Below are 21,982 nucleotides of genomic sequence, written 5' to 3'. Positions count from 1 at the left end.
CTTTCCTTGCACGGTGCGTGGGGTCACTGATGCTTCCGGGCGTCCATAGCCGCCATCAGGGAGCGGACCCGGATGGTGACGGCGCCCAGGTTGCTGATGTCGTCGATCTTCAGCTGGGTGTACAGCTTGCCGCCGCTCTCCAGAATGTCACGCAGCTCGTCGGTGGTGATGGCGTCGGTGCCGCAGCCAAAGCTGACCAGCTGCACCACCTGCATGTCGGGCTGGGTACATACATAGCGGGCGGCGTTGTACATCCGGGACTGGAAGGTCCACTGGTTGAGCACCTTCCGGGGGGCGTAGCCCTCTAGATAGCTGAGGGCGTCCTCGGTGACCAGCACAAAGCCGAAGGAGGTAATCAGGTCATTGATGCCGTGGTTGATCTCCGGGTCGATGTGGTAGGGCCGGCCGCAGGCCACGATGATGGGCATGTCGTGGGCCCGGGCGTACTCGATGTACCGCTTGCCGGTCTCCCGCACGTCGTGGACGTAGGCGTCATAAGCCGCATAGGCCGCCTTGGCCGCCGCCTCGGTCTCCCGCTTGGGGATGGAGAACTCCTCGTCCATGATCTTGGCGATCCGCTTGGTGAAGTCCTTGTGCCGCCACAGGCCCACATAGGGATTGAGGAACCTGGTCTGCTTCAGCAGGGGCACGTTGGCGGCCAGCAGCTCGGGGTAGTAAGCCACCACCGGGCAGTTGTAGTGGTTGTCGCCGATGCCCTCGTCGTTGTTGTAGGACATGCAGGGGTACCAAATGGCGTCCACCCCCTCCTCCACCAGGGCCTCCACATGGCCGTGGAGCAGCTTGGCGGGATAGCAAACCGTATCGGAGGGAATGGTGTGCTGGCCCTTCAGGTAGAGCTTGCGGGAGGACTCGGGAGAGAGCACCACCTCAAAGTTGAGGCGGGTAAAGAACTCAAACCAGAAGGGCAGGTTCTCGTACATGTTCAGGCCGAAGGGGATGCCCATCTTGCCCCGGACCCCATTGCCGCTCCCCTTGCCGTGGAGGGCACGGAGCTTCTTGTACTTGTAGTTCATCAGGTCGGGGTTCTCCACCTTGGCCTTGCCCAGGGGGCGGGAGCACCGGTTGCCCGAGATAAACCGCCGCCCGCCGTCAAAGGTGTTGACGGTAAGGGAGCAGTGGTTGGTGCACAGGTTGCAGGTCACGGGCCTGGCGGTGTGGGAGAAGGACTTCAGGTCCTCCGCCGTCAGGATGGAACTCTTGTCCAGGTGGAGATCCCGGGCGGCCAGAGCCGCGCCGAAGGCGCCCATGATACCGGCGATGGTGGGCCGGGTCACGTTGCGGCCCAGCTCCAGCTCAAAGGCCCGCAGCACCGCGTCGTTATGGAAGGTGCCGCCCTGGACCACGATGTGCTTGCCCAGGTCGTCGGCGTTGGCGGCACGGATGACCTTGTATACCGCGTTTTTCACGATGGAGATGGACAGACCGGCGGAGATGTCCTCCACGCTGGCGCCGTCCTTCTGGGCCTGCTTCACGCTGGAGTTCATAAACACGGTGCAGCGGGAGCCCAGGTTCACCGGGTGCTTGGCCAGCAGGCCCAGCTTGGAGAAGTCGGCGATGTTATAGCCCAGGGCCTTGGCAAAGGTCTCAATGAAGGAGCCGCAGCCGGAGGAGCAGGCCTCGTTGAGCATGATGGAGTCCACCGCGCCGTTGCGGATCTTGAAGCACTTCATATCCTGGCCGCCGATGTCGATGATGAAATCCACGTCGGGGTTGAAATGGCGGGCGGCGTTGTAGTGGGCCACCGTCTCCACCAGACCGGCGTCGCAGGAGAAGGCGTTCTTGATGAGCTCCTCACCGTAGCCGGTGACCGCCGCGCCCTTAATGGTGATGCGGTCGCCGCACAGGGCGTAGATCTCCTTCAGCTGCTCCAGCACGATGGCCACCGGGTTGCCCAGGTTGGAGTGGTAGTAGGTGTAGAGCAGGCCGCCGTCGGCGGTGATGAGCACCATCTTGGTGGTGGTGGAACCGGCGTCGATGCCCAGCCAGGCATCGCCGGAATAGGTGTTCACGTCCACCTCCGGGGGATGCATGGCGTTGTGGCGGGCCAGGAAGGCGTCGTACTCCCCCTGATCGTTAAACAGGGGGGGCATGGTGTCCACCAGGCCCACGTTGTCCACGCTCTTTTCCAGCCGCTCCAGGATCTCATCAAAGGAGCGCTCGGCCAGCTCGGTGGCACACAGGGCGGCACCGATCCCGGCAAAGCAGTCGCCGTCCTCCGGGAAGATGGCATGCTCCTCGTCCAGCTTCAGGGTCTCCACGAACCGCTGGCGCAGGCCCTTGAGGAAGTGGAGAGGGCCGCCCAGAAAGACGATCTTGCCCTTGAGCTCGCGGCCCTGAGTCAGACCGGCCACAGTCTGGTCCACCACCGCCTGGAAGATGGAGGCCGCCACGTCCTCCTTCCGGCCGCCCTGGTTCAGGATAGGCTGGATATCGCTCTTGGCGAACACGCCGCAGCGGGAGGCGATGGGATAGATCTTCTCGTGCTTCAGGGAGAGCTCATCCAGCTCGTTCACCGACACGTTCATCAGGGTGGCCATCTGGTCGATAAAGGCGCCGGTACCGCCGGCGCAGGAGCCGTTCATACGCTCCTCCAGCGCGCCGCCGAAGAAAATGATCTTGGCGTCCTCGCCGCCCAGCTCGATCACCGCGTCGGTGGCCGGTATGTAGGTATTGACGGCGGCGGCGGTGGCGTACACCTCCTGCACAAAGTCGATCTCCGCCGCCTTGGCCACGCCCAGACCGGCAGAGCCGGTGATGGCGATGCGCACCTGCTGGCCCCGCAGCTTCTCCTCGATGGAACGCAGGGTCTCAGCCGCACGCTCTCTGGCCTTGGAGTAGTGCCGCTCATAGGAGCGGAACAGCAGCTGGTTGGCCTCGTCCAGTACCACCACTTTGACCGTGGTGGAGCCAATGTCAATTCCAATCCGCAGACTCATAGATTCACCTGATATCCTTTATAATGAAGAATTTCGCATCCATCATAATATAACAAAAGCATTTTTTTGACAAGAGAAAACCTACAAAATACAGGAAGTTCCGCAAACGGAAAGAATTGTGCCCAAAAATCATTTCCAATGCCCCGGTCACCGGCGCAATTTTCACAAGGCTGCCCGGTCCATATCATTGTTGACAAGCAATATTATACGTCATATAATATTATCAAACAGAAAGGGGGCCTGGCTATGACCTTTCCACTGGGCGCTCCCCTGCTGGACGCCTGCGTGCTGGCGGTGCTGGCGGAGGGAGACACCTACGGCTACCGCCTGACCCAGCGCATGAAGGAGCAGGTGGAGCTGTCGGAATCCACCCTCTATCCCGTGTTGAGGCGGCTTCAGCAGAGCGGCTGTCTCACTGTCTACGACAAGCCCTTTCAGGGCCGCAACCGGCGCTACTACGCCATCACACCGGCGGGGCGGGCGCTGCTCACCGGCTATCGGGAGGAATGGGTGCGTTACCGCAGCCAGATCGAGGGGCTTCTGCTGGGGGAAAAGGAGGATGGGCATGAATAAGTCACAATTTTTAAAGCAGCTGCGGTACAGGCTGGAAGACCATCTGCCGGAGGAGGAGTTGGCCGACGTGCTCTCCTACTACGAGGCCTATTTTGACGACTCGGAGGAGGACGAGGAAGCTGTGGCGGAGCGTCTGGGCTCCCCCGCCTCAGTGGCGGAGCAGGTGCTGAAGGACGCAGGAGAAAGCGCCCGGCGGGTCACCACCCCGCCCCCTGCTCCCGCCGGACGGCGGCGGTGGGTGGTCCCGCTGATCATCGCAATCGTGCTTGTCATCGTTCTGGCTATCTTTGTGCTGCCTTCCACTCTGTTGCTGGCGCTCAGAACCGACAGTTTCCGCACCCCCACCGTCGAGACCACCACCCCCGTTCTCGTTACAGACAACTCTGACGTATCGGTGGCACTGACCCCCTTTGACGCCCTGGAGTTGGATGTGGACGTGGCCTCGGTTCAGATCAAAACGGGCAGCGAGTGGACGATCCGTCTGGTCAACCGGAGCCAGGACACCTCGGAGGACTCCTACCAGCTGAACTACCGCAACAGAGACGGGGTTCTCTCGGTCTGGAGTACCCCCTATCCCTCTGATGTTCCCTCCGCTCAAAGATCGGCGGACGTTCAAGTCGAGGTGACCGTCCCGGAGGGGACCACTCTGGACCGTGCGGAGCTAACCATTGGTGTGGGCGATCTGGTCTGGGAGGACTGTACCGTCAGCGGCAGAATGAATGTGGAGAACGGTGTGGGCGATGCGACCCTGAAACTGGCCGCTCCGGTGAAAGAAGCCGACATTCTTACCGGGACAGGCGACCTGACCTTTGAGATCGCAGACAGCCAGTCCGGCTACTCCTGGCTGCTGAGCTCAGGCACCGGCGATATCCGTCTGAACGGAGAGACCATGCAGCCCTTCTGGTCGGAGGGCGGCAGTGGCCAGCGAACCCTGTCTCTGGTCAGCGGCACCGGTGACGTCAGCCTGGTGTTTCAATAATCCTTTCCATAAAATAGCATTTGACTTTTTGGTGTTCAAATTTTCCATAGTATAAAAAATGATATAGGCAAATAGAAAATGATAGAGAAATTTGTATATGAGTGCTACAATCTAAGCAGACAAATTTGGATTCACAGAGGTAAATAGAATGATTCATCTGAAAAAAATAAACGGTGAAAATATCTGGGATATTCTAAGGTTAAATGTCTCAGATAGTCAGAAAAGTTTTGTCGCCAGTAATGATATCAGCATTATCGAAGCGTATATTGCTATTACATCCAACGGGTATGCTTTTCCGTTTGGAATTTTTGAAGGTAATAATCCAGTCGGCTTTGTGATGATCGGTTATGACAAAGATGATTACTGGAAAGATGCACCTGCCATAGCAGACGGGAATTATAACCTGTGGAGATTGATGATAGATAAGAACTATCAAAACATGGGGTATGGGAAACAGGCGGTAGAACTTGCGTTAAGCTTTATCCGAACATTTCCCTGTGGTAAAGCTGATTTCTGTTGGCTGTCATATGAGCCAGAAAATGTGGTTGCTAAATCGCTGTATGCCTCTTTTGGATTTATAGAGACCAGAGAAAAAGACGGAGAAGAACAGATTGCCGTATTAAAACTTTAAGACAATTTTCATCTATCAAATCAACATAAAAACTGCCTGCCGCAGTCCTGCGGCAGGCAGTTTTACGTTATCTCCGATAAGTACGGGTGATTCTGGCCAGCTTGCCGGACACCGTGGGGTTAAGGGCGTCAGCCCGCACCCGCCAGGACCAGTTCTGGTCCCCCATGGTGCCGGGGGCGTTGACCCGGGCGTCCCCACCCAGACCCAGCAGGTCCTGGAAGGGAGCGATGGCCAGCCGGCAGGGGGACATCCACGCCCCGCACACCGCACCCCAGCCGAAGCCCTCGTCCTCCCGCAGGCGCAGGTAGTCGAAGGCGTACTGCCGCTCGTCCGGGTTGGCCTCGGTAAAGAGCCACTGGACAAAGGTGGGGGTGTCGTGGGTACCGGTGTACATCACCGCGTCCCGGGGGCAGTTATGGGGCAGATAGGCGCTCTCCCCCACCGGGTCGAAGGCATAGACCAGCACCTTCATGCCGGGCAGGCCGCTCTGGGCGATATAGGCCAGGGCGTCGGCATCCAGATCCCCCAGATCCTCCGCGATGAGGGCCAGGCCAGGCACCTTTTTCAGCACGTCCAGCAGGTCGTTGCCGGGGCCCTTCTCCCAGTGGCCGCCCCGGGCGTCCTCGGCATCCTCGGGGATGGACCAGTAGGTGTGGAAGGCCCGGAAGTGGTCGATGCGCACCACGTCATACAGACGGGCCATATGGGCGCCCCGGCGCTTCCACCAGGCAAAGCCGGTCTTTTTGTGGTACTTCCAGTCGTACAGAGGGTTGCCCCAGTGCTGGCCCTTGTCAGTAAAGGCATCTGGGGGCACACCGGCCACGCAGGAGGGACGCATATCCTCCTTGAGCTGGAAGAGCTCCGGATTGGCCCACACCTCGGCGCTGTCGGGAGAGACATAGATGGGCAGGTCCCCGATGATGGAGACCCCCTTGGAGTTGGCATAGGTCTTGACCGCCTTCCACTGGCGGAAGAAGAGGTATTGCAGGAAGGTCTGGAAAGCGCACTCCTCCCCCAGCTCCTCCCGGCACCGGGCCATGGCCGCCGGCTTGCGCAGGCGGACCTCGTCGGGCCACTGGGCCAGTTCCTTGTCAAAATGGTCATGCAGGGCCATGAAGAGGGCGTAGTCGGGCAGCCAGTCGGCCTCCTCCCCCTCAAACTGCTTGAGCTGGGGGGCGTATTTCTCCCGTCCCCGTTCAAAGGCCTTCCGCAGCAGGGGCAGCCGGGTCTCGCGGAGCCAGGCGTAATCCACCCGGTCCGGATTGTCCCGCTGGGCGGCGTTGAGCTCGTCGTGGGTCAGCAACCCCTCCTCCGCCAGTTCATCCAGGTCCAGGAACAGGGGATTGCCCGCGAAAGACGAGGGGGACATGTAGGGGGAGTTGCCCCCTCCCGGCGGCACCAGGGGCAGGATCTGCCAGAATTTCTGGCCGCCCGCCGCCAAAAAGTCGATAAACTGCCGGGCCGGCTTGCCCAGCGTGCCGATGCCGTAGGGCCCCGGCAGGGAGAATACGGGAAGCAGGATTCCGCTGGCTCTTGCTTGCATAAACAGGCCTCCACTTCATTGATTACGGACCTGCTTATTATAGTACATTTGCCAAAAAGCCGCAACCCTTGCATGTTATGGCATGCAAGGGCTGCGGCTGAATGTTCCTTTAAGTCCCGGACTCGATGGCGGTTTGAATGGACTCATAGACCTGGTCCTGATTCTCACACATCACCAGCAGGATGGTGCCGTCCTTCAGGGTGCCCAGTTTGGCCTTGTCGGCAATATCATACTGATCCTGCAAATACTGGTGAAAGCTCTCCTTCCGGTTTGCGATAAAATCGTTGAGGCCGTTGCGCACCGCTTCCTCCCGGCCTGCCACCGGACAGACGGCGGCAACACCGTAAGCCTTCACATTCATCAGAGAAGCCGACAGGGCGCAGGCTGCCACATCCTCCTTTTTCAGGCCCAACAGGTCAAAGGTGGCCTGGCCCATGTCGTCATCCACGCTGGTGATGATGGGCAGGGCGTCGTTTTCCTCCTGGTCTCTGGCGTTCTCAATGGCGGTCTGGTAGAGTTGGGTCCGCTCTTCGGCGGTCAGCTCCTCCTTTTGTGCCATCTGGCTCTCCATTTTGTCCATCTCGTCCTCCACCTTGCTGCAGCCGGGCAGTACCAGCAGCAGCGCCAGCAGCATCAGAGGGATCATCCGTTGTTTTCGCATGGTTCATTCTCCTTTTCCACTTCTTGTTTACACAGGGTCAGGGTATCCCCCGCCCGATCGGCCAGCAGGGTGTCCCCTGCCCGCACCGCGCCGCTGAGCAGCAGTTCGGCTGCCGGGTCCTCCACCCGGGTACGAATGGTGCGGCGGAGGGGCCGAGCCCCGTAGTCGGGATCAAAACCCAGCCTGGCCAGGGCGTCCAGGGCCCCATCGGTCCAGGTAAGGCGCACCCCCAGAGCCCGCAGCCGCTCCCCCACCCGGGAGAGCATCCGCCGGGCGATGGACTTGATCTCGCCCCGGCCCAGCTGGGTGAAGACGATGGTCTCGTCCAGACGATTGAGAAATTCCGGCCGGAACACCTTCTTCAAATCCTCCAGCACCGCCGAGCGCAGCTCCTCCAGGGAGCGGGTCTCCCCATCCCGGTGCTCGGCAGCAGAGAAGCCCAGCTTGCTGCCCCGGGCGGTGATCCTGGCCGCGCCCACGTTGGAGGTGAGCACCACCACCGCATTGCGGAAGTCGGCCTTCCGGCCCTGGGAATCGGTGACCACACCGTCCTCCATGATCTGGAGCAGGATGCCCCATACGTCAGGGTGGGCCTTCTCGATCTCGTCAAAAAGCACCACACAGTAGGGCCGCCGCCGCACCTTTTCGGTGAGCTGGCCCCCCTCCTCGTGGCCCACATAGCCCGGCGGGGAGCCAATGAGCCGGGAGACCGCGTGCTTCTCCATATACTCCGACATGTCGAAGCGGAACAGGGCCTCCTCACTGCCGAAGAGGGAGAGGGCCAGGGCCCGGCTCAGTTCGGTCTTGCCCACGCCGGTGGGGCCCAGGAAGAGGAAGCAGCCGGTGGGCCGTTCAGGCTCCTTCAGCCCCACCCGGCCCCGGCGCACAGCCCGGGCCACCGCCTTGACGGCCTCCTCCTGGCCCACCACCCGGCGGTGAAGCTCCTCCTCCAACTGGAGCAGCCGGTCGCTCTCCGCCTGGGTCAGGGTGGTGACAGGGATGCCCGTCCAGCCGGACACCACCGCCGCCACGTCCTCGGCAGTCACCGCTCCGGTGTTCTGTCCCGCCCGCCACAGGGCCTTCTGCTGGTCCAGCTCCCGGCGGAAATCCTCCTCCGCGTCCCGCAGCATGGCGGCCTTCTCAAAGTCCTGGCTGCGGATGGCCTCCTCCTTCTCCCCTCTGGCCCGGACCACCTTGTCCTCCAGGGCCCGGAGATCGGGGGGCGCCGCCAGCCGGTCCAGCCGCACCCGGGCCGCCGCCTCGTCCATCAGGTCGATGGCCTTGTCGGGCAGGCGGCGGTCCCCGATATACCGGCTGGACAGGGCCACGGCGGCGGTGATGGCCTGGTCGCTGATGCTGATGCGGTGGTGGGCCTCATACCGGTCCCGCAGGCCCATGAGGATGGCCCGAGCTGTCTCCTGGTCTGGTTCGGCCACCAGCACCGGCTGGAACCGCCGCTCCAGGGCGGCGTCCTTCTCGATATACTTCCGGTACTCCTCGGTGGTGGTGGCCCCGATGACCTGGATCTCTCCCCGACCCAAGGCAGGCTTGATGATGTTGGCGGCATCAATGGCTCCCTCGGCGGAGCCCGCCCCCACGATGGTATGGAGCTCGTCGATGAATAGGATCACATCCCCCACCCGGCGCACCTCGGAGAGCACGTTTTTTACCCGCTCCTCAAATTCTCCCCGGTATTTGGTGCCCGCCACCATGGCGGACAGATCCAGGGAGACCAGCCGCTTGCGCCGCAGCTCCTCGGGCACGTCTCCGGCCACCATCATCCGGGCCAGGCCCTCGGCCACCGCCGTCTTGCCCACGCCGGGCTCCCCGATGAGGGCAGGGTTGTTCTTCTGCCGCCGGGACAGGATCTGAATTACCCGACGGATCTCCCGGTCCCGGCCCACCACCGGGTCCAGCTGGCCCCCGGCCGCCATGCGGGTCAGGTCCCGGGCGAACTGCTCCAGCAGCTTGGACTCGCCGGGATAGTCCCGCTCGGTGCGGGGCTTGCCGCTCCCCCGGAAGGGAGGCGGCTGGGTCTCCCCTCCCATGGCGGCGGACACGTCGGCCCGCAGGCGGCGGGGCTCCACCCCGGCGGCGTCCAGCACCCGTACCGCCACCCCGTCCCCCTCCCGGAGGATGCCCAGCAGCAGATGCTCAGTGCCCACATACTGGTGGCCCAGCCGCACCGCCTCGGTGAGGGAGAGTTCAATGATCTTCTTGCACCGGGGGGTCAGCCCCTGGGAGGGGACGGTCCCCGGCGTGCCCACCCCCACCAGCTGGGACACCGTCTGTTTCAGGCCCTCCGTCTCCAGACCGGCGGCCTGGAGTACCTTGGAGGCCACCCCCCTGCCCTCTTTGGCCAAGCCCAGCAGCAGGTGCTCGCTGCCTACATAGCCGTGGCCCAGTTCGGCGGCGCTCTCCTGGGCCAGACGCAGGGCGGCCTGGGCCCGCTGGGTGAATCGGGTCTCATTCATGCTCTCGCCTCGCCGGTCCTTCCTCCACGGAAGGAACCTGCGCTTTTTCTTGACGGGCTTCATATCCTGTGCCACGCCCCTTCTCCTTTGTTCTGTGCGGATGGGCCCCGCTGCTGGGGGCTCCGTTCAGCTGGGGGGTCAAATCCCCCGCCGCATCCATGCGGAATCTCGACGCTCTGTCCATCGGATCGCTCCCTTCCGGCTGTGCATCGCAGTTATCATTTTTCCCGCCAGAAAAAAATATACCCACAGTACACACATTTTAGCATTGCAATTTTGAAAAGTTATGATACAATAGCGTTAGCTTTGAAGTTTGGAGGTGGATCCGATGGCCTATGTCATCAGCGACGCTTGCGTGAGCTGTGGCGCTTGCGAGGGCGCTTGCCCCGTTGGTGCTATCGCTCAGGGCGATGACCACTACGTGATCGACGCCGGTTCCTGCATCGATTGCGGTACTTGTGCCGACACCTGCCCCACGGGTGCTATTTCCCAGGGCTAATTGGCGCACTGCGTAAAGAAAACAGCGGCATACCACTGGTATGCCGCTGTTTTTACTTCCATGCAAAATTTCATGGGGTCGTCAAGGCCTTGTTTGAATATTGGCGATATGCCCAGCGGCGAGGAATTTTGGCCGCTGGCAAGCAATTTTTTTGCAGGAATCCTGACGGATTTCAAGGAAAAATTGTGCCGCCCAGGGGGCAAAAGGCCCGGCGATTGGGCTTGTTGACAATATTCAAACAAGGCCTAGGCCCTTTCACGCAGAAAGAGAGGATACTATGCAGCTCAAGGGCAAAAACCTGCTTCTGGTGGGCTTCACACTGTTTTCCATGTTTTTTGGTGCGGGCAACCTGATCTTCCCCCCGGGCATTGCCGCCCAGGCGGGCACCGCCACCTGGCCCGCCTTTGTAGGTCTGGCCATCAGCGCCGTAGGTCTGCCGGTGCTGGGCGTGGTGGCTGTGGCCCGGTCCGGCGGTCTGGATACCCTGTGCAGCCGGGTCCACCCCCTGTTTTCCATGGCCTTCACCATCGCCGCCTATCTGGCCATCGGTCCCTGTCTGGCCATTCCCCGCACCGCCACCACCTCCTTTGAAATGGCTATCCCACCCTTTGCCGGACCGGACGCCCCGCTGTCCCTCTTCCGGCTGATCTATTCTTTGGTATTCTTTTCCGCCGCCCTGTTCATCGCCCTGCGGCCGGAGAAGCTCACCGACCGGCTGGGCAAGATCATGTGTCCCATCCTGGTGGTCCTGATCGTGGTCACCTTCGCCGGCTGTCTCGTCAATCCCCTGTCGGGCTACGGCGCCGCCTCCGGGGATTATGTGACCCACCCGGTGGTCAAGGGCTTTCTGGAGGGCTACCAGACCATGGACACCATCGCCGCCCTGGCCTTCGGCATCGTCATCGCCGTCAATATCCGGGCCAGAGGGGTGAAAGAGGAGAGCGCCGTGGTGAAGGGCACCATCCGCTCCGGTATCATCGCCGGGGTGATGCTGCTTATCGTGTATGCCATGCTGGCTCACATCGGCGCCCTGTCCGGCGGCGCCATCCCCAATCCCACCGACGGAGCCGCCGCCCTCACCAATGTGGTGGGCCTGCTCTTCGGGCCTGTGGGCAACGCCCTGCTGGCCGCCATCTTCATCATCGCCTGCTTCAACGTGTGCGTGGGCCTCATCAGCTCCTGCGGCGAGTTCTTCCACAAGCTCTTCCCCAAGCTGAGCTACCGGGGCTGGGCAGTACTCTTCGCCGTAGTCAGCATGGTGATCTCCAACGCCGGTCTGGCCCAGATCATCTCGGTGTCCGCCCCGGTGCTTGGGGTGCTCTACCCCATGGCCATCGTGCTCATCGCCCTGTCCTTCTTCCAGCGCTGGCTGGAGGGACGGCGGCTGGTTTATCCGGTGTCCATCCTCTTTACCGGCGTGGCCAGCCTGCTCTACGCCCTGCAGAGCGCCGGGCTGCCTCTGGACTTCCTGGACGCGGTGCCTCTGGCATCCATTGACCTGGGCTGGGTGCTGCCCGCTGTGGCAGGCATCCTGCTGGGCCTGCTCCTGTCCGGTCGAAAACAAACCGCTTGATCTCAAGGCGCGCCGCAAGCTGCGGCGCGCTTTTTTTGCGGGCGGCTGGTTTTGCTTGCCTTTTGCCCCGTATCCGGGTATGATAATATTTATTGAGCACGCTGTCGTGCGTATCGATACCCTATCTATTTGGTGATGCTGTTTGAAACGATTCTTCCGCATTCTGGGGCGGATCATCCTTGTGCTGCTCGTTCTGGCGGCCCTGGCCCTGCTGGGCTTTTTCCTGCTGCGCTGGCGGGGTCTGATCCTCTACTCCCATGAGTCCGATCCGGAGCAGTGGGAGGTTTTCGGCGTAGACCTGTCCTCCTACCAGGGAACGGTGGACTGGACCGCCCTGGCAAACCAGGGGGTTGACTTCGCCTTCATCAAGGCCACTGAAGGTTCCCTGCTTCAGGACACCCGCTTTTCCGCCAACTGGACCGGCGCGGCGGAGGCGGGCATCCGGGCCGGGGCCTACCACTTCCTCAGCTACGACAGCCCCGGCGAGACTCAGGCCGACAACTTCATTTCGGCTGTCCCGGTCACCCAGAGCGCCCTCCCCCCGGTGGTGGATATCGAGTTCTATGGGGAATACCTGGAGCACCCCCCGGACAAGGTCCGGGTCCAGTCCATCCTGGACCCCCTGCTGGAGAAGCTGGAGGCCCACTACGGCGTCAAGCCCATTCTCTATGTGACCTACCGCTCCTACTACAACTACCTGTCCGGCAGCAAGTACGCTGACTATCCTGTGTGGTGCTCCAGCCCCACCGTGTTCCCTCTGGTGCCCCGGTGGCATTTCTGGCAGTACTCCCACTCCGCCCGGCTGGAGGGCTATTCCGGCGCCCAGCCCCTGATTGACCTGAACGTGTTCCGGGGCAGCAGAGCGGAGTTTGAGGACTTCGGGCTGAGCTAACCCATGCTTCTATTCCGCCCCGCTTTTTGGTATAATATTGTTTGATACGATGTATTACAGCAAGGAGGCCCCTATGGACCAAATGACTGCACTGATCGAGGAACTGAACCGCCGCGCCCCCCAGCTGGAGCTGCGGGAGTATGAGCCTATGAGCCGCCACACCACCTTCCGCATCGGCGGCCCCGCCCGGCTCATGGCCCTGCCTGCCACCCAGAAGGAGGCCGTGGCCGCGGTCCGGGCGGCCAGGGAGCTGGGTATCTCTCCCTTCTTTCTGGGCAACGGCAGCGATCTGCTGGTGTCCGACCAGGGGTTCGACGGCTTTATCGTCAAGACCACCGGGCTGGATCAGACCAGGGTGGTCAACCGCCGTCTGCGGGCGGAGAGCGGCATTCCTCTGGCCCGGCTGGCCATGGCGGCCTGGGGACAGGGCCTCACCGGTCTGGAGTTTGCCCACGGCATCCCCGGCACCCTGGGCGGCGGCGTCACCATGAACGCAGGGGCCTACGGCGGCGAGCTGGTCCAGGTACTCACCTCCGTCACCTTCCTCAACGACGCCGGTGAGGTAGTCACCCTGCCTGTGGAGGAGTGCGCCCTCACCTACCGGCACAGTCTGTTTACCGACCACCCGGAGTGGCTCATTCTGGAGGCCGAGTTTGAACTGGCCCAGGGCGTCCCCTCCCTCATCAAGATCAAAATGGATGAGCTGGCCCAGAAGCGCCGCTCCAAGCAGCCCCTGGACCTGCCCTCCGCCGGCAGCACCTTCAAGCGTCCCGAGGGCTATTTCGCCGCCGCCCTCATCGAGCAGTGCGGCCTGAAGGGCGTTGGCATCGGCGGGGCCCAGGTGTCCGAGAAGCACGCCGGCTTCGTGGTCAACCGGGGGGGCGCCACCGCCGACGACGTGCGCCGGCTCATGGAGCTGATTCAGAATACTGTGTACCGGGAGACCGGCGTGACACTGGAACCAGAAGTGAAGTTTTTGGGCTTTTGAGGTGAGTTCCCATGGATTTTATCATTATTTCCGGCCTGTCCGGCGCGGGAAAGAGTAAGACGGCCTCCTTCCTGGAGGACATCGGCTTCTATGTGGTGGACAATATGCCCGCCCCCCTGATCCCCAAGTTTGCCGAGCTGTGCATGGCCAACCCCTCCCGGTACGACCGGGTGGCCCTGGTCACCGACATTCGGGGCGGCCAGACCTTCGACGGGCTTTTCTCCGCCCTGGACGCCCTGCAAGAGATGGGGTGCGACTACAAGATCCTCTTTGTGGAGGCCAGCGTGGAGGCCATCATCAAGCGGTACAAGGAGACCCGCCGGGGACACCCTCTGGCAGGCTCGGCCCACTCCCTGGACGAGGCCGTCCGGCTGGAGCGCACCGTCCTCTCCCCCGTCCGCCAGCGGGCGGAGTACATCATCGACACCTCCGCCCTTTCCACCGCCAAGCTGCGGGGAGAGGTACTGCGGCTCTTCGGCCACGGGGGCGACACCCCGGAGATGAGCGTCAGCGTCACCTCCTTCGGCTTCAAGTACGGCATTCCCATCGAGGCCGACCTGGTGTTCGACGTGCGCTTTCTCCCCAACCCCTACTACATCGCCGAGCTGCGCCACCAGACCGGTCTGGACGACGGGGTATACGATTTCGTGTTCGGCTACCGCCAGACCACCGAATTCATGAACTACCTGGAGAATCTCATCGGCTTTCTCCTCCCCCTCTATGTGGCGGAGGGCAAGGCCGCCCTGGTCATCGCCGTGGGCTGCACCGGCGGTCAGCACCGCTCGGTGGCCATCACCCACGCTCTGGCCGAGTTCATCAAGCAGAAGGGCTATCAGGCCACGGAAAATCACCGGGATATGACCCGGGCATAAAGGAGGAGCCGCCGTGTATCAGTCCTTTTATGAACGCCGCTGGGCCCAGGGGCCCAAGGTCGTCGCCATCGGCGGCGGCACCGGCCTGTCCACCATGCTCCGTGGTCTCAAGAACCACACCAAGAATCTCACCGCCATCGTCACCGTGGCCGACGACGGCGGCAGCTCCGGCATGCTGCGCCAGGATCTGGGCATGCCCCCGCCGGGGGATATCCGCCACTGCATGGAGGCCCTGGCCAACGCCGAGCCGTTGATGCAGGAGCTGCTCACCTACCGCTTCCCCCAGGGCTCCGGTAATCTCACCGGCCAGTCCTTCGGCAACCTGATCCTGGCCGCCCTCAACGGCATCTCCGGTTCCTTCGACGAGGCGGTGTCCAAAATGAGCCAGGTCCTGGCCATCACCGGTCGGGTACTGCCGGTGACCAACGCCGACGTGGTACTGGAGGCCACCTTTGAAAACGGCACCCGGGTCCAGGGCGAGTCCAAGATCAGCGACTTCAAAAAGGCCCAGGACTGCCGCATCCAGAGCGTCCGTCTGCTGCCCGAGCACCCCCATGCCCTGCCCGAGGCCATTCGGGCCATTGAGGAGGCTGACCTGATCCTGCTGGGCCCCGGCTCCCTGTACACCAGTGTCATCCCCAACCTGCTGGTGGACGGCATCTCGGAGGCGGTGTGCGCCTCCAGGGCCATGAAAATCTACATCTGCAATATTATGACCCAGGACGGCGAGACCGAGGGTATGACGGCCTCCGACCATGTGAAGGCCCTGCTGCGCCACTCCGGTCCCGGCCTGGTGGACATCTGCCTGTGCAACTCTGCCCCGGTGCGCCCCGGCCTGCTGGAGCGGTACAAGGAGGAGGATGCCGCCCCCATCGTGGTGGACAAAGAGGCCATTGAGGCCCTGGGGGTGGAGGTGGTCACCCGGCCCCTGGCCTCCGAGACCCTGGATTACGCCCGCCACTCCTTCGCCCGGCTGTCCGCCGCGGTGATGGAGCTGTACGAGGAGCGGGCCTCCACCCGTGTGCTGTAGGGAGGGCGGAAACATGTCATTTTCCACCCAGGTGAAGGCCGAGCTGTGCCGCGCGCCCCTCACCAAGAAATGCTGCGCCCAGGCGGAGGCCTACGGGGTACTGCTCTACTGCTCCCTGTCCACCGCCGCCGAGGTGCGCATCACCACCGAGTCGCCGGAATTTGCCCAGCGGCTCCCCCAGCTGTTTCAGAAGGCCTTCCAGGTGCGCTTTGACCGTCTGCCCGCTGAGGGGGCGGGCAAGCGCATCTTTTCCATCACAGACCGGGACAAGCTGTCCGCCCTGTGGGCCGTCTACGGCCACGACCCGGCGGAGGATCTGGCCCACCACATCAACTTTGCCGTGCTGGAGGAGGACCACTGCCGCTCCGCCTTCCTGCGGGGGGCCTTTCTGGCGGGAGGCTCGGTGACCGACCCGACCAAACGCTACCACCTGGAGCTGGCCACCTCCCACCGGTCGGTGAGCCGGGAGCTCCACGCCCTGCTGCTGGAGATGGGCTTCTCCCCCAAGGAGAGCAGCCGCAAGTCCAACGCCATCACCTACTTCAAGCAGAGCAACGCCATTGAAGATTTCCTCACCGCCATGGGTGCCCCCCTGGCCGCCATGGAGCTGATGAACGCCAAGGCAGAAAAGGACCTGCGGGGGAGCATCAACCGCCGGGTCAACTGCGACGCCGCCAACCTGGACAAGGCGGTGGACGCCGCCCAGGGCCAGATCGAGGCCATCTACAAGCTGGAAGAGCGGGGCATGCTGGCTGACCTGCCGGACAAGCTGAAGGAGGCGGTGGACCTGCGGATGGCCCATCCGGAGCTCACCCTGTCCCAGCTGGCCGAGCTGTGCGATCCTCCGGTATCCAAATCTGCCTTCAACCACCGGCTGCGTAAATTGATGGAGCTGTCCCGCTCGTAACAAGAAAAAGGAGGATGGATCGGATGATCCAGCTGAATGAAACCTGGAAAAAGATCTTCTGGGGCCTGACCATGGCCATTCCGGTACTGATTCTGCTCAGCTTTGTGCTGCGCATCATACTGCTGTTCGTGCTGGCCCTGGTGGTGGGCATGGTGCTGGGCGTGCTGTCCCTGGCCAAGCTCCGCTGCCCCCACTGCAAAAAGCTGCTCCTTCAGGAGGCCCTGAAGGTGCGGCTGGAGGGCGAAGTGACCTGCCCCAAGTGCGAGCGCACCGTCACCATTTGCTGAACCGCCCCTTTCATCCCCGATCTTAGGAGGTAACCTTATGTCCTTTGTCCACCTGCACGTCCATACTGAGTTTTCCCTGCTGGACGGCGCCTGCCGTATTCCCCTGCTGGTCAAGCGGGTGAAAGAGCTGGGCCAGCCCGCCGTGGCCATCACCGACCACGGCGTCATGTACGGCGTGGTGGACTTCTACAAGGCCTGCAAGGCGGAGGGCATCAAGCCCATCATCGGCTGCGAGGTCTACGTGGCCCCCCGGAGCCGCACCGACCGGGTCCACGAGCTGGACGCCGCCATGTACCACCTGATCCTGCTGTGCCGCAACGAGGAGGGCTACCGCAACCTGTGCTATCTGGACTCCTGCGCCTTCACCGAGGGCTTCTACATCCGCCCCCGGATCGACAAGGAGCTGCTGCGCCAGCACTGCGGCGGGCTCATCGCCCTGTCGGCCTGCCAGTCCGGCGAGGTGCCCCGGCGCATCCTGGCCGGGGACTACGAGGGGGCCAAGGCCATCGCCCTGGAGATGCGGGAGCTGTTCGGGGAGGACGGCTACTACCTGGAGCTCCAGGACCACAACCTGCCCGGCGACCCCGCCATCAACCAGGGACTCATCCGCATCCACCAGGAGACCGGCATTCCCCTGGTGGTGACCAACGACGCCCACTACCTCCGCCGGGAGGACGCCCAGATGCAGGACACCCTCATGTGCATCCAGATGGGCAAGACGGTGGACGACCCCAACCGCCTGAAGATGGAGACCAGCGAGCTGTACGTCAAGTCCACCGAGGAGATGGCCGCCCTCTTCCCCGAGTATCCGGAGGCGGTGGAGAACACCCTGAAAATTGCCGAGCTGTGCAACATGGACTTCCAGTTCGGCACCTATCACCTGCCGGAATTCAAGCTGCCGGAGGGGTATACCAACGGGGACGCCTACTTTGAGAAGCTGTGCCGGGAGGGATACCAGCGCCGCTACCCCGACGACCCGGAGGGCTACCGGGACCGGCTGGCCTACGAGATGGGGGTCATCCGGCAGATGGGGTTTGTGGACTACTTCCTCATCGTTTCCGACTTTATCGGGTATGCTAAGAGCCAGGGCATCCCGGTGGGGCCCGGCCGTGGTTCGGCGGCAGGCTCCATGGTGGCCTACTGCATGAACATTACCGACGTGGACCCCATGAAGTACTCCCTCTACTTCGAGCGCTTCCTCAACCCGGAGCGTGTCACCATGCCCGATATCGACATCGACTTCTGCATCCGCCGGCGGCAGGAGGTCATTGAGTACGTCCAGCGCAAGTACGGCGAGGACCACGTGGCCCAGATCGTCACCTTCGGCACCATGGCCGCCCGGGGGGCCATCCGGGACGTGGGCCGGGCCCTCAATATCCCCTACGCCGATGTGGACGCGGTGGCCAAGCAGGTGCCCAGCGGCCCCGGCGCCCTCCACATCACCCTGGATGAGGCTCTCAAGCTGTCCAAGCCCCTCAAAGACCTCTACGAGGGAGACGACCGGGTGAAGGAGCTCATCGACACCGCCAAGGCCATCGAGGGCATGCCCCGCCACGCCTCCACCCACGCCGCCGGCGTGGTCATCACCCGCCGCCCGGTGATGGACTATGTGCCCCTGGCCAAGAACGACGAGTCGGTGGTCACCCAGTACGTCATGACCACGCTGGAGGAGCTGGGCCTCTTAAAAATGGACTTTTTGGGCCTGCGCAACCTGACCATTCTGGACGACACGGTGAAGCTGGTGGCCCAGAAGAATCCCGGCTTCTCCCTGGCTGACATTCCGGACAACGACCCGGCGGTGTTCCAAATGCTGTCCGACGGCAAGACCTCCGGCGTGTTCCAGATGGAGTCGGCGGGCATGACCGGGGTGTGCGTGGGTCTCAAGCCCCACGACATCGAGGACATCACCGCTATCATCGCCCTCTACCGCCCCGGCCCCATGGATTCCATCCCCCGCTTCATCGCCTGCAAGCACAACCCGGACAAGGTGAAGTACAAGCACCCCGCCCTGGAGCCCATTCTGTCGGTGACCTACGGCTGCATCGTGTATCAGGAGCAGGTCATTGAGATCTTCCGCCGGCTGGCGGGGTACACCATGGGCCAGGCCGACATGGTGCGCCGGGCCATCTCCAAGAAGAAGAAGGCCCAGATCGAAAAGGAGCGCCACACCTTCGTCCACGGCGATCCCGAGCGGAACATCGCCGGGTGTATGGCCAACGGCATCCCCCAGCAGACCGCCGAGGACATTTACGACGAGATCGAGGCCTTCGCCCAGTACGCATTCAACAAGGCCCACGCGGTAAGCTACGCCATCGTGGCCTACCACACCGCCTGGTTCAAGTGCCACTACACCAAGGAGTACATGGCCGCCCTCCTCACCTCGGTGCTGGACTCCAGCGAGAAGGTGGCGGAGTACATTGCCGAGTGCAAGGACTGCGGCATCCCCCTCCTCCCTCCCGACATCAACGAGTCGGGGGCCGACTTCACCGTGTCCGGCGACCACATCCGCTTCGGCCTGGTGGCCGTCAAGGGGGTGGGCCGGGGCTTTATCAATGACGTACTGACAGAACGGAAGAAGGGCGCCTTCACCTCCTTCCCCGACTTCTGCCAGCGGATGTTTGACCACGATCTCAACAAGCGGGTGCTGGAGAGCCTCATCAAATGCGGCGCCTTTGACAGCATGGGTCTCTTCCGATCCCGGCTGCTGGACGCCTACGAGTCCCTGGTGGACTCCATCGCCCAGAACAAACGCAAGAATCTGGAGGGGCAGTTCGACCTCTTCGGCGGCGGTGGGGACGAGCCCCAGTACGCCCCCCCACTCAATCTGAAAAACATCCCCGAGTTCTCCCGCCGGGAGCTGATGACCATGGAGAAGGAGACCACCGGCCTCTACCTGTCCGGCCACCCCATGGACGAGTACCGGGACCTGGTCAAGAAGCGGAAGGCGGCCTCCATCGGCGCCATCCTCTCCGACTTTGCCCAGGAGGGCGGCCCCACCACCTTCCGGGACGAGCAGCGGGTGACCATCGCCGGTGTGGTGTCCGCCTCCCGCACCCGCACCACCCGCAACAATACCCTGATGGCCTACGTCACCCTGGAGGACGACACCGGCTCCATGGAGATGCTGGTATTTGCCCGGGCCCTGGGGGAATGCGGCCCCTATCTGAAAGAGAACGTGCCCCTGCTGGCCGAAGGCCGCATCTCCGTCCGGGATGAGAAGGCCCCCCAGCTTATGTGCGACCGGGTGGTGCCTCTGGACCACCTGCGGGAGGGCGGCGAGGACCAGCCCCAGCCGGCGGCGAAAGCCAAAAAGCTCTACATCCGTATTCCCGGTCTGGAGGACTCCCGATGGAAGAAGATCCGTCTGGTGCTCACCATGTTCCCCGGCACCGAGCAGCTGGTGGTGCGGTGCGCCGACACCGGCAAGCTGCTGTCCACCCCCTGCCTCATCCATCCCGCCCTGGTGGAGGAATTGAAGGAGCTGCTGGGAACAGACAATGTGGTGGTAAAGTAATTGATACGGTTTCGCGGCAAGGAGTAACCCTGTGAACATCAAAAAGCTATCTTCCTTTCTCTTTCAGCGCTCGGTGATCGTGGCCCTGCTGATCCTTTTGCAGGCCATCGTGCTGCTGGTGCCCATGGTGTGGGCCTCCAGCTACTACGTCTATGTGTACTGGGCCTGCGTGGTGCTGTCCCTGCTGGCAGTACTGGTCATCATCCGGCGGCAGACCGACCCGGGATACAAAATTGGCTGGATCATCCCCATCCTCCTCTTCCCCATGTTCGGCTGGCTGGTCTACCTGCTGTGCGGCGGCAACAAGCTGTCCGCCCGGATGCGCCGCAAGATGCAGGGCATGGACCGCACCATGCTGGAGCAGCTGGAGGGGGACTACAAATCCCACAAGCTGGCCGCCATGGGGGCGGATGCGGTGAACCAGGCCCGCTACCTGGAGCGGTACGCCCGCTGCCCGGTATATACCAATACCTGGACCCGGTATTTCCCCCTGGGGGACGACGTCTTTCCCGTCATGCTGGAGGAGCTGAAAAAGGCTCAGCGGTATATTTTCCTGGAGTACTTCATTCTGGCCCCCGGTGTGTTCTGGGACAGCGTCGTTGAAATTTTGAAGGAAAAGCACGCCGCTGGGGTGGACGTGCGGGTGATCTACGACGACGTAGGCTCCCTGGGCACCCTGCCCGCTGACTACGCCGCCAAATTCGAGCGGGAGACCGGCATCCCCTGCTGCGTGTTCAACCGGTTCAAGCCGGTGATCTCCATCCGCATGAACAACCGGGACCACCGGAAGCTGTGCATCATCGACGGCCACACCGCCTTCACCGGCGGCATCAATCTGGCCGACGAGTATATCAACCAAAAATCCCGGTTCGGCCACTGGAAGGACAGCGCCATTCTGGTGAAGGGAGAGGCGGCCTGGAGCATGACGGTGATGTTCCTCACCATGTGGGAGTATATCCGGGAGGTGGCCGTGGACTATGCCGCCCTGCGGCCCACCTCCCTGCCCCCGGAGGCCGCCCTGGGGAATGACTGCTTCGTGCAGCCCTACGCCGACAATCCCCTGGACAATGAGCCGGTGGGCGAGACGGTGTACCTCAACCTGATCTCCAAGGCCAAGCGGTACGTCTATATCATGACCCCCTATCTCATCGTCAGCGACAGCGTCAACACCGCTCTGCGCAACGCCGCCAAATCGGGGGTGGACGTGCGCATCATCACCCCCCACATCCCCGACAAGAAGCTGGTGTTTGAGCTGACCCGCTCCCACTACCAGTCCCTGCTGGAGGCGGGCGTGCAGATCTTCGAGTACACCCCCGGCTTCGTCCACGCCAAAAACGTGGTGTCCGACGACGTGGTGGGGGTGGTTGGCACCATCAACATGGATTACCGCAGCATGTTCCTCCACTTTGAGGATGCGGTGCTCCTCTATCAGGACCTTACCATTCTGGACATCAAGGCCGACTTCTGGTCCACCCAGCTGCAATGTCAGCGGATCACTCTGGAGCAGTGCCTGGAGCGCTCCTGGCTCCGGCGGCTGTTCCGGTCCATCCTCCGGGTGCTGGCCCCTCTGGTGTAAACAAAAAGAGCCCCTGCGGCACCTCG

At 62.5% G+C, this 21,982-nt stretch carries 17 protein-coding genes; 13 read left to right on the top strand and 4 right to left on the bottom strand.

Annotated features, from left to right (window positions below; all coding sequences use genetic code 11):
- Positions 1 to 23 precede the first annotated feature (23 nt).
- Positions 24 to 2,957 (bottom strand): acyl-CoA dehydratase activase, encoded by a 2,934-nt coding sequence (locus tag B5G34_RS14180; protein WP_087338881.1) that lies wholly within the window; start codon positions 2,955 to 2,957, stop codon positions 24 to 26.
- A 246-nt stretch (positions 2,958 to 3,203) separates the two neighbouring features.
- Between B5G34_RS14180 and B5G34_RS14175 the strand changes: the two genes are divergently transcribed.
- From B5G34_RS14175 to B5G34_RS14165, 3 genes are all read left to right on the top strand, one after another.
- The gene (locus B5G34_RS14175) at positions 3,204 to 3,530 is read left to right on the top strand and encodes a PadR family transcriptional regulator (RefSeq protein WP_087338878.1); all 327 of its coding nucleotides are present in this window, start codon (positions 3,204 to 3,206) and stop codon (positions 3,528 to 3,530) included.
- Positions 3,523 to 4,509 carry a DUF1700 domain-containing protein gene (locus B5G34_RS14170; protein WP_162609489.1) on the top strand — a complete coding sequence of 329 codons (987 nt, stop codon included), beginning with the start codon at positions 3,523 to 3,525 and terminating at the stop codon, positions 4,507 to 4,509. The genes B5G34_RS14175 and B5G34_RS14170 overlap by 8 nt, the downstream gene beginning before the upstream one ends.
- A gap of 148 nt (positions 4,510 to 4,657) precedes the next feature.
- On the top strand, positions 4,658 to 5,140 hold the full coding sequence (locus B5G34_RS14165) for a GNAT family N-acetyltransferase (RefSeq protein ID WP_087338872.1): 483 nt from the start codon (positions 4,658 to 4,660) through the stop codon (positions 5,138 to 5,140).
- 67 nt (positions 5,141 to 5,207) lie between these two features.
- Here the strand turns inward: B5G34_RS14165 and malQ are convergent, their stop codons facing one another.
- From malQ to B5G34_RS14150, 3 genes are all read right to left on the bottom strand, one after another.
- Complete coding sequence (gene malQ / locus B5G34_RS14160; protein WP_087338869.1) at positions 5,208 to 6,683, bottom strand: 4-alpha-glucanotransferase; 1,476 nt, start codon at positions 6,681 to 6,683, stop codon at positions 5,208 to 5,210.
- Between the two features lie 109 nt (positions 6,684 to 6,792).
- On the bottom strand, positions 6,793 to 7,344 hold the full coding sequence (locus tag B5G34_RS14155) for a DUF4358 domain-containing protein (protein WP_087338866.1): 552 nt from the start codon (positions 7,342 to 7,344) through the stop codon (positions 6,793 to 6,795).
- Positions 7,326 to 9,818, bottom strand: a complete 2,493-nt coding sequence (locus tag B5G34_RS14150) for an ATP-dependent Clp protease ATP-binding subunit (RefSeq protein WP_087338863.1) — start codon at positions 9,816 to 9,818, stop codon at positions 7,326 to 7,328. The genes B5G34_RS14155 and B5G34_RS14150 overlap by 19 nt, the downstream gene beginning before the upstream one ends.
- 328 nt (positions 9,819 to 10,146) lie before the next feature.
- On the opposite strand from B5G34_RS14150, the gene B5G34_RS14145 reads away from it, so the two are divergent.
- The 10 genes from B5G34_RS14145 to cls all read left to right on the top strand — a co-directional run bounded on the left by B5G34_RS14145 (position 10,147) and on the right by cls (position 21,956).
- Positions 10,147 to 10,317 carry a 4Fe-4S binding protein gene (locus B5G34_RS14145; protein ID WP_087189254.1) on the top strand — a complete coding sequence of 57 codons (171 nt, stop codon included), beginning with the start codon at positions 10,147 to 10,149 and terminating at the stop codon, positions 10,315 to 10,317.
- Positions 10,318 to 10,594: 277 nt separating this feature from the next.
- Positions 10,595 to 11,890 carry a branched-chain amino acid transport system II carrier protein gene (gene brnQ, locus B5G34_RS14140; RefSeq protein WP_087338861.1) on the top strand — a complete coding sequence of 432 codons (1,296 nt, stop codon included), beginning with the start codon at positions 10,595 to 10,597 and terminating at the stop codon, positions 11,888 to 11,890.
- 142 nt (positions 11,891 to 12,032) lie between these two features.
- The gene (locus B5G34_RS14135; protein WP_087338856.1) at positions 12,033 to 12,782 is read left to right on the top strand and encodes a GH25 family lysozyme; all 750 of its coding nucleotides are present in this window, start codon (positions 12,033 to 12,035) and stop codon (positions 12,780 to 12,782) included.
- A gap of 73 nt (positions 12,783 to 12,855) precedes the next feature.
- The gene (gene murB / locus B5G34_RS14130) at positions 12,856 to 13,770 is read left to right on the top strand and encodes a UDP-N-acetylmuramate dehydrogenase (RefSeq protein ID WP_242957064.1); all 915 of its coding nucleotides are present in this window, start codon (positions 12,856 to 12,858) and stop codon (positions 13,768 to 13,770) included.
- A gap of 11 nt (positions 13,771 to 13,781) precedes the next feature.
- Positions 13,782 to 14,642 (top strand): RNase adapter RapZ, encoded by an 861-nt coding sequence (gene rapZ / locus B5G34_RS14125; protein ID WP_087338853.1) that lies wholly within the window; start codon positions 13,782 to 13,784, stop codon positions 14,640 to 14,642.
- A gap of 13 nt (positions 14,643 to 14,655) precedes the next feature.
- Entirely contained in the window at positions 14,656 to 15,672 is a 1,017-nt protein-coding gene (locus B5G34_RS14120; RefSeq protein ID WP_087338850.1) for a gluconeogenesis factor YvcK family protein, read from the top strand.
- 13 nt (positions 15,673 to 15,685) lie between these two features.
- On the top strand, positions 15,686 to 16,579 hold the full coding sequence (whiA, locus tag B5G34_RS14115; RefSeq protein ID WP_087338847.1) for a DNA-binding protein WhiA: 894 nt from the start codon (positions 15,686 to 15,688) through the stop codon (positions 16,577 to 16,579).
- A gap of 23 nt (positions 16,580 to 16,602) precedes the next feature.
- Complete coding sequence (locus B5G34_RS14110) at positions 16,603 to 16,866, top strand: hypothetical protein (protein ID WP_087338844.1); 264 nt, start codon at positions 16,603 to 16,605, stop codon at positions 16,864 to 16,866.
- Positions 16,867 to 16,903: 37 nt separating this feature from the next.
- A complete protein-coding gene (locus B5G34_RS14105) occupies positions 16,904 to 20,380 on the top strand; it encodes a DNA polymerase III subunit alpha (protein ID WP_087338841.1) in 3,477 nt (1,158 codons plus the stop codon).
- 31 nt (positions 20,381 to 20,411) lie between these two features.
- Positions 20,412 to 21,956: a cardiolipin synthase gene (gene cls, locus B5G34_RS14100; protein WP_204245956.1), complete on the top strand. Its 1,545-nt coding sequence runs from the start codon at positions 20,412 to 20,414 to the stop codon at positions 21,954 to 21,956.
- Positions 21,957 to 21,982 lie beyond the last annotated feature (26 nt).

The organism is Flavonifractor sp. An82 (assembly GCF_002159265.1).
In the GTDB taxonomy this organism is placed as follows: Bacteria; Bacillota; Clostridia; order Oscillospirales; family Oscillospiraceae; genus Flavonifractor.
This window is presented reverse-complemented; position numbering and strand designations above follow the sequence as displayed.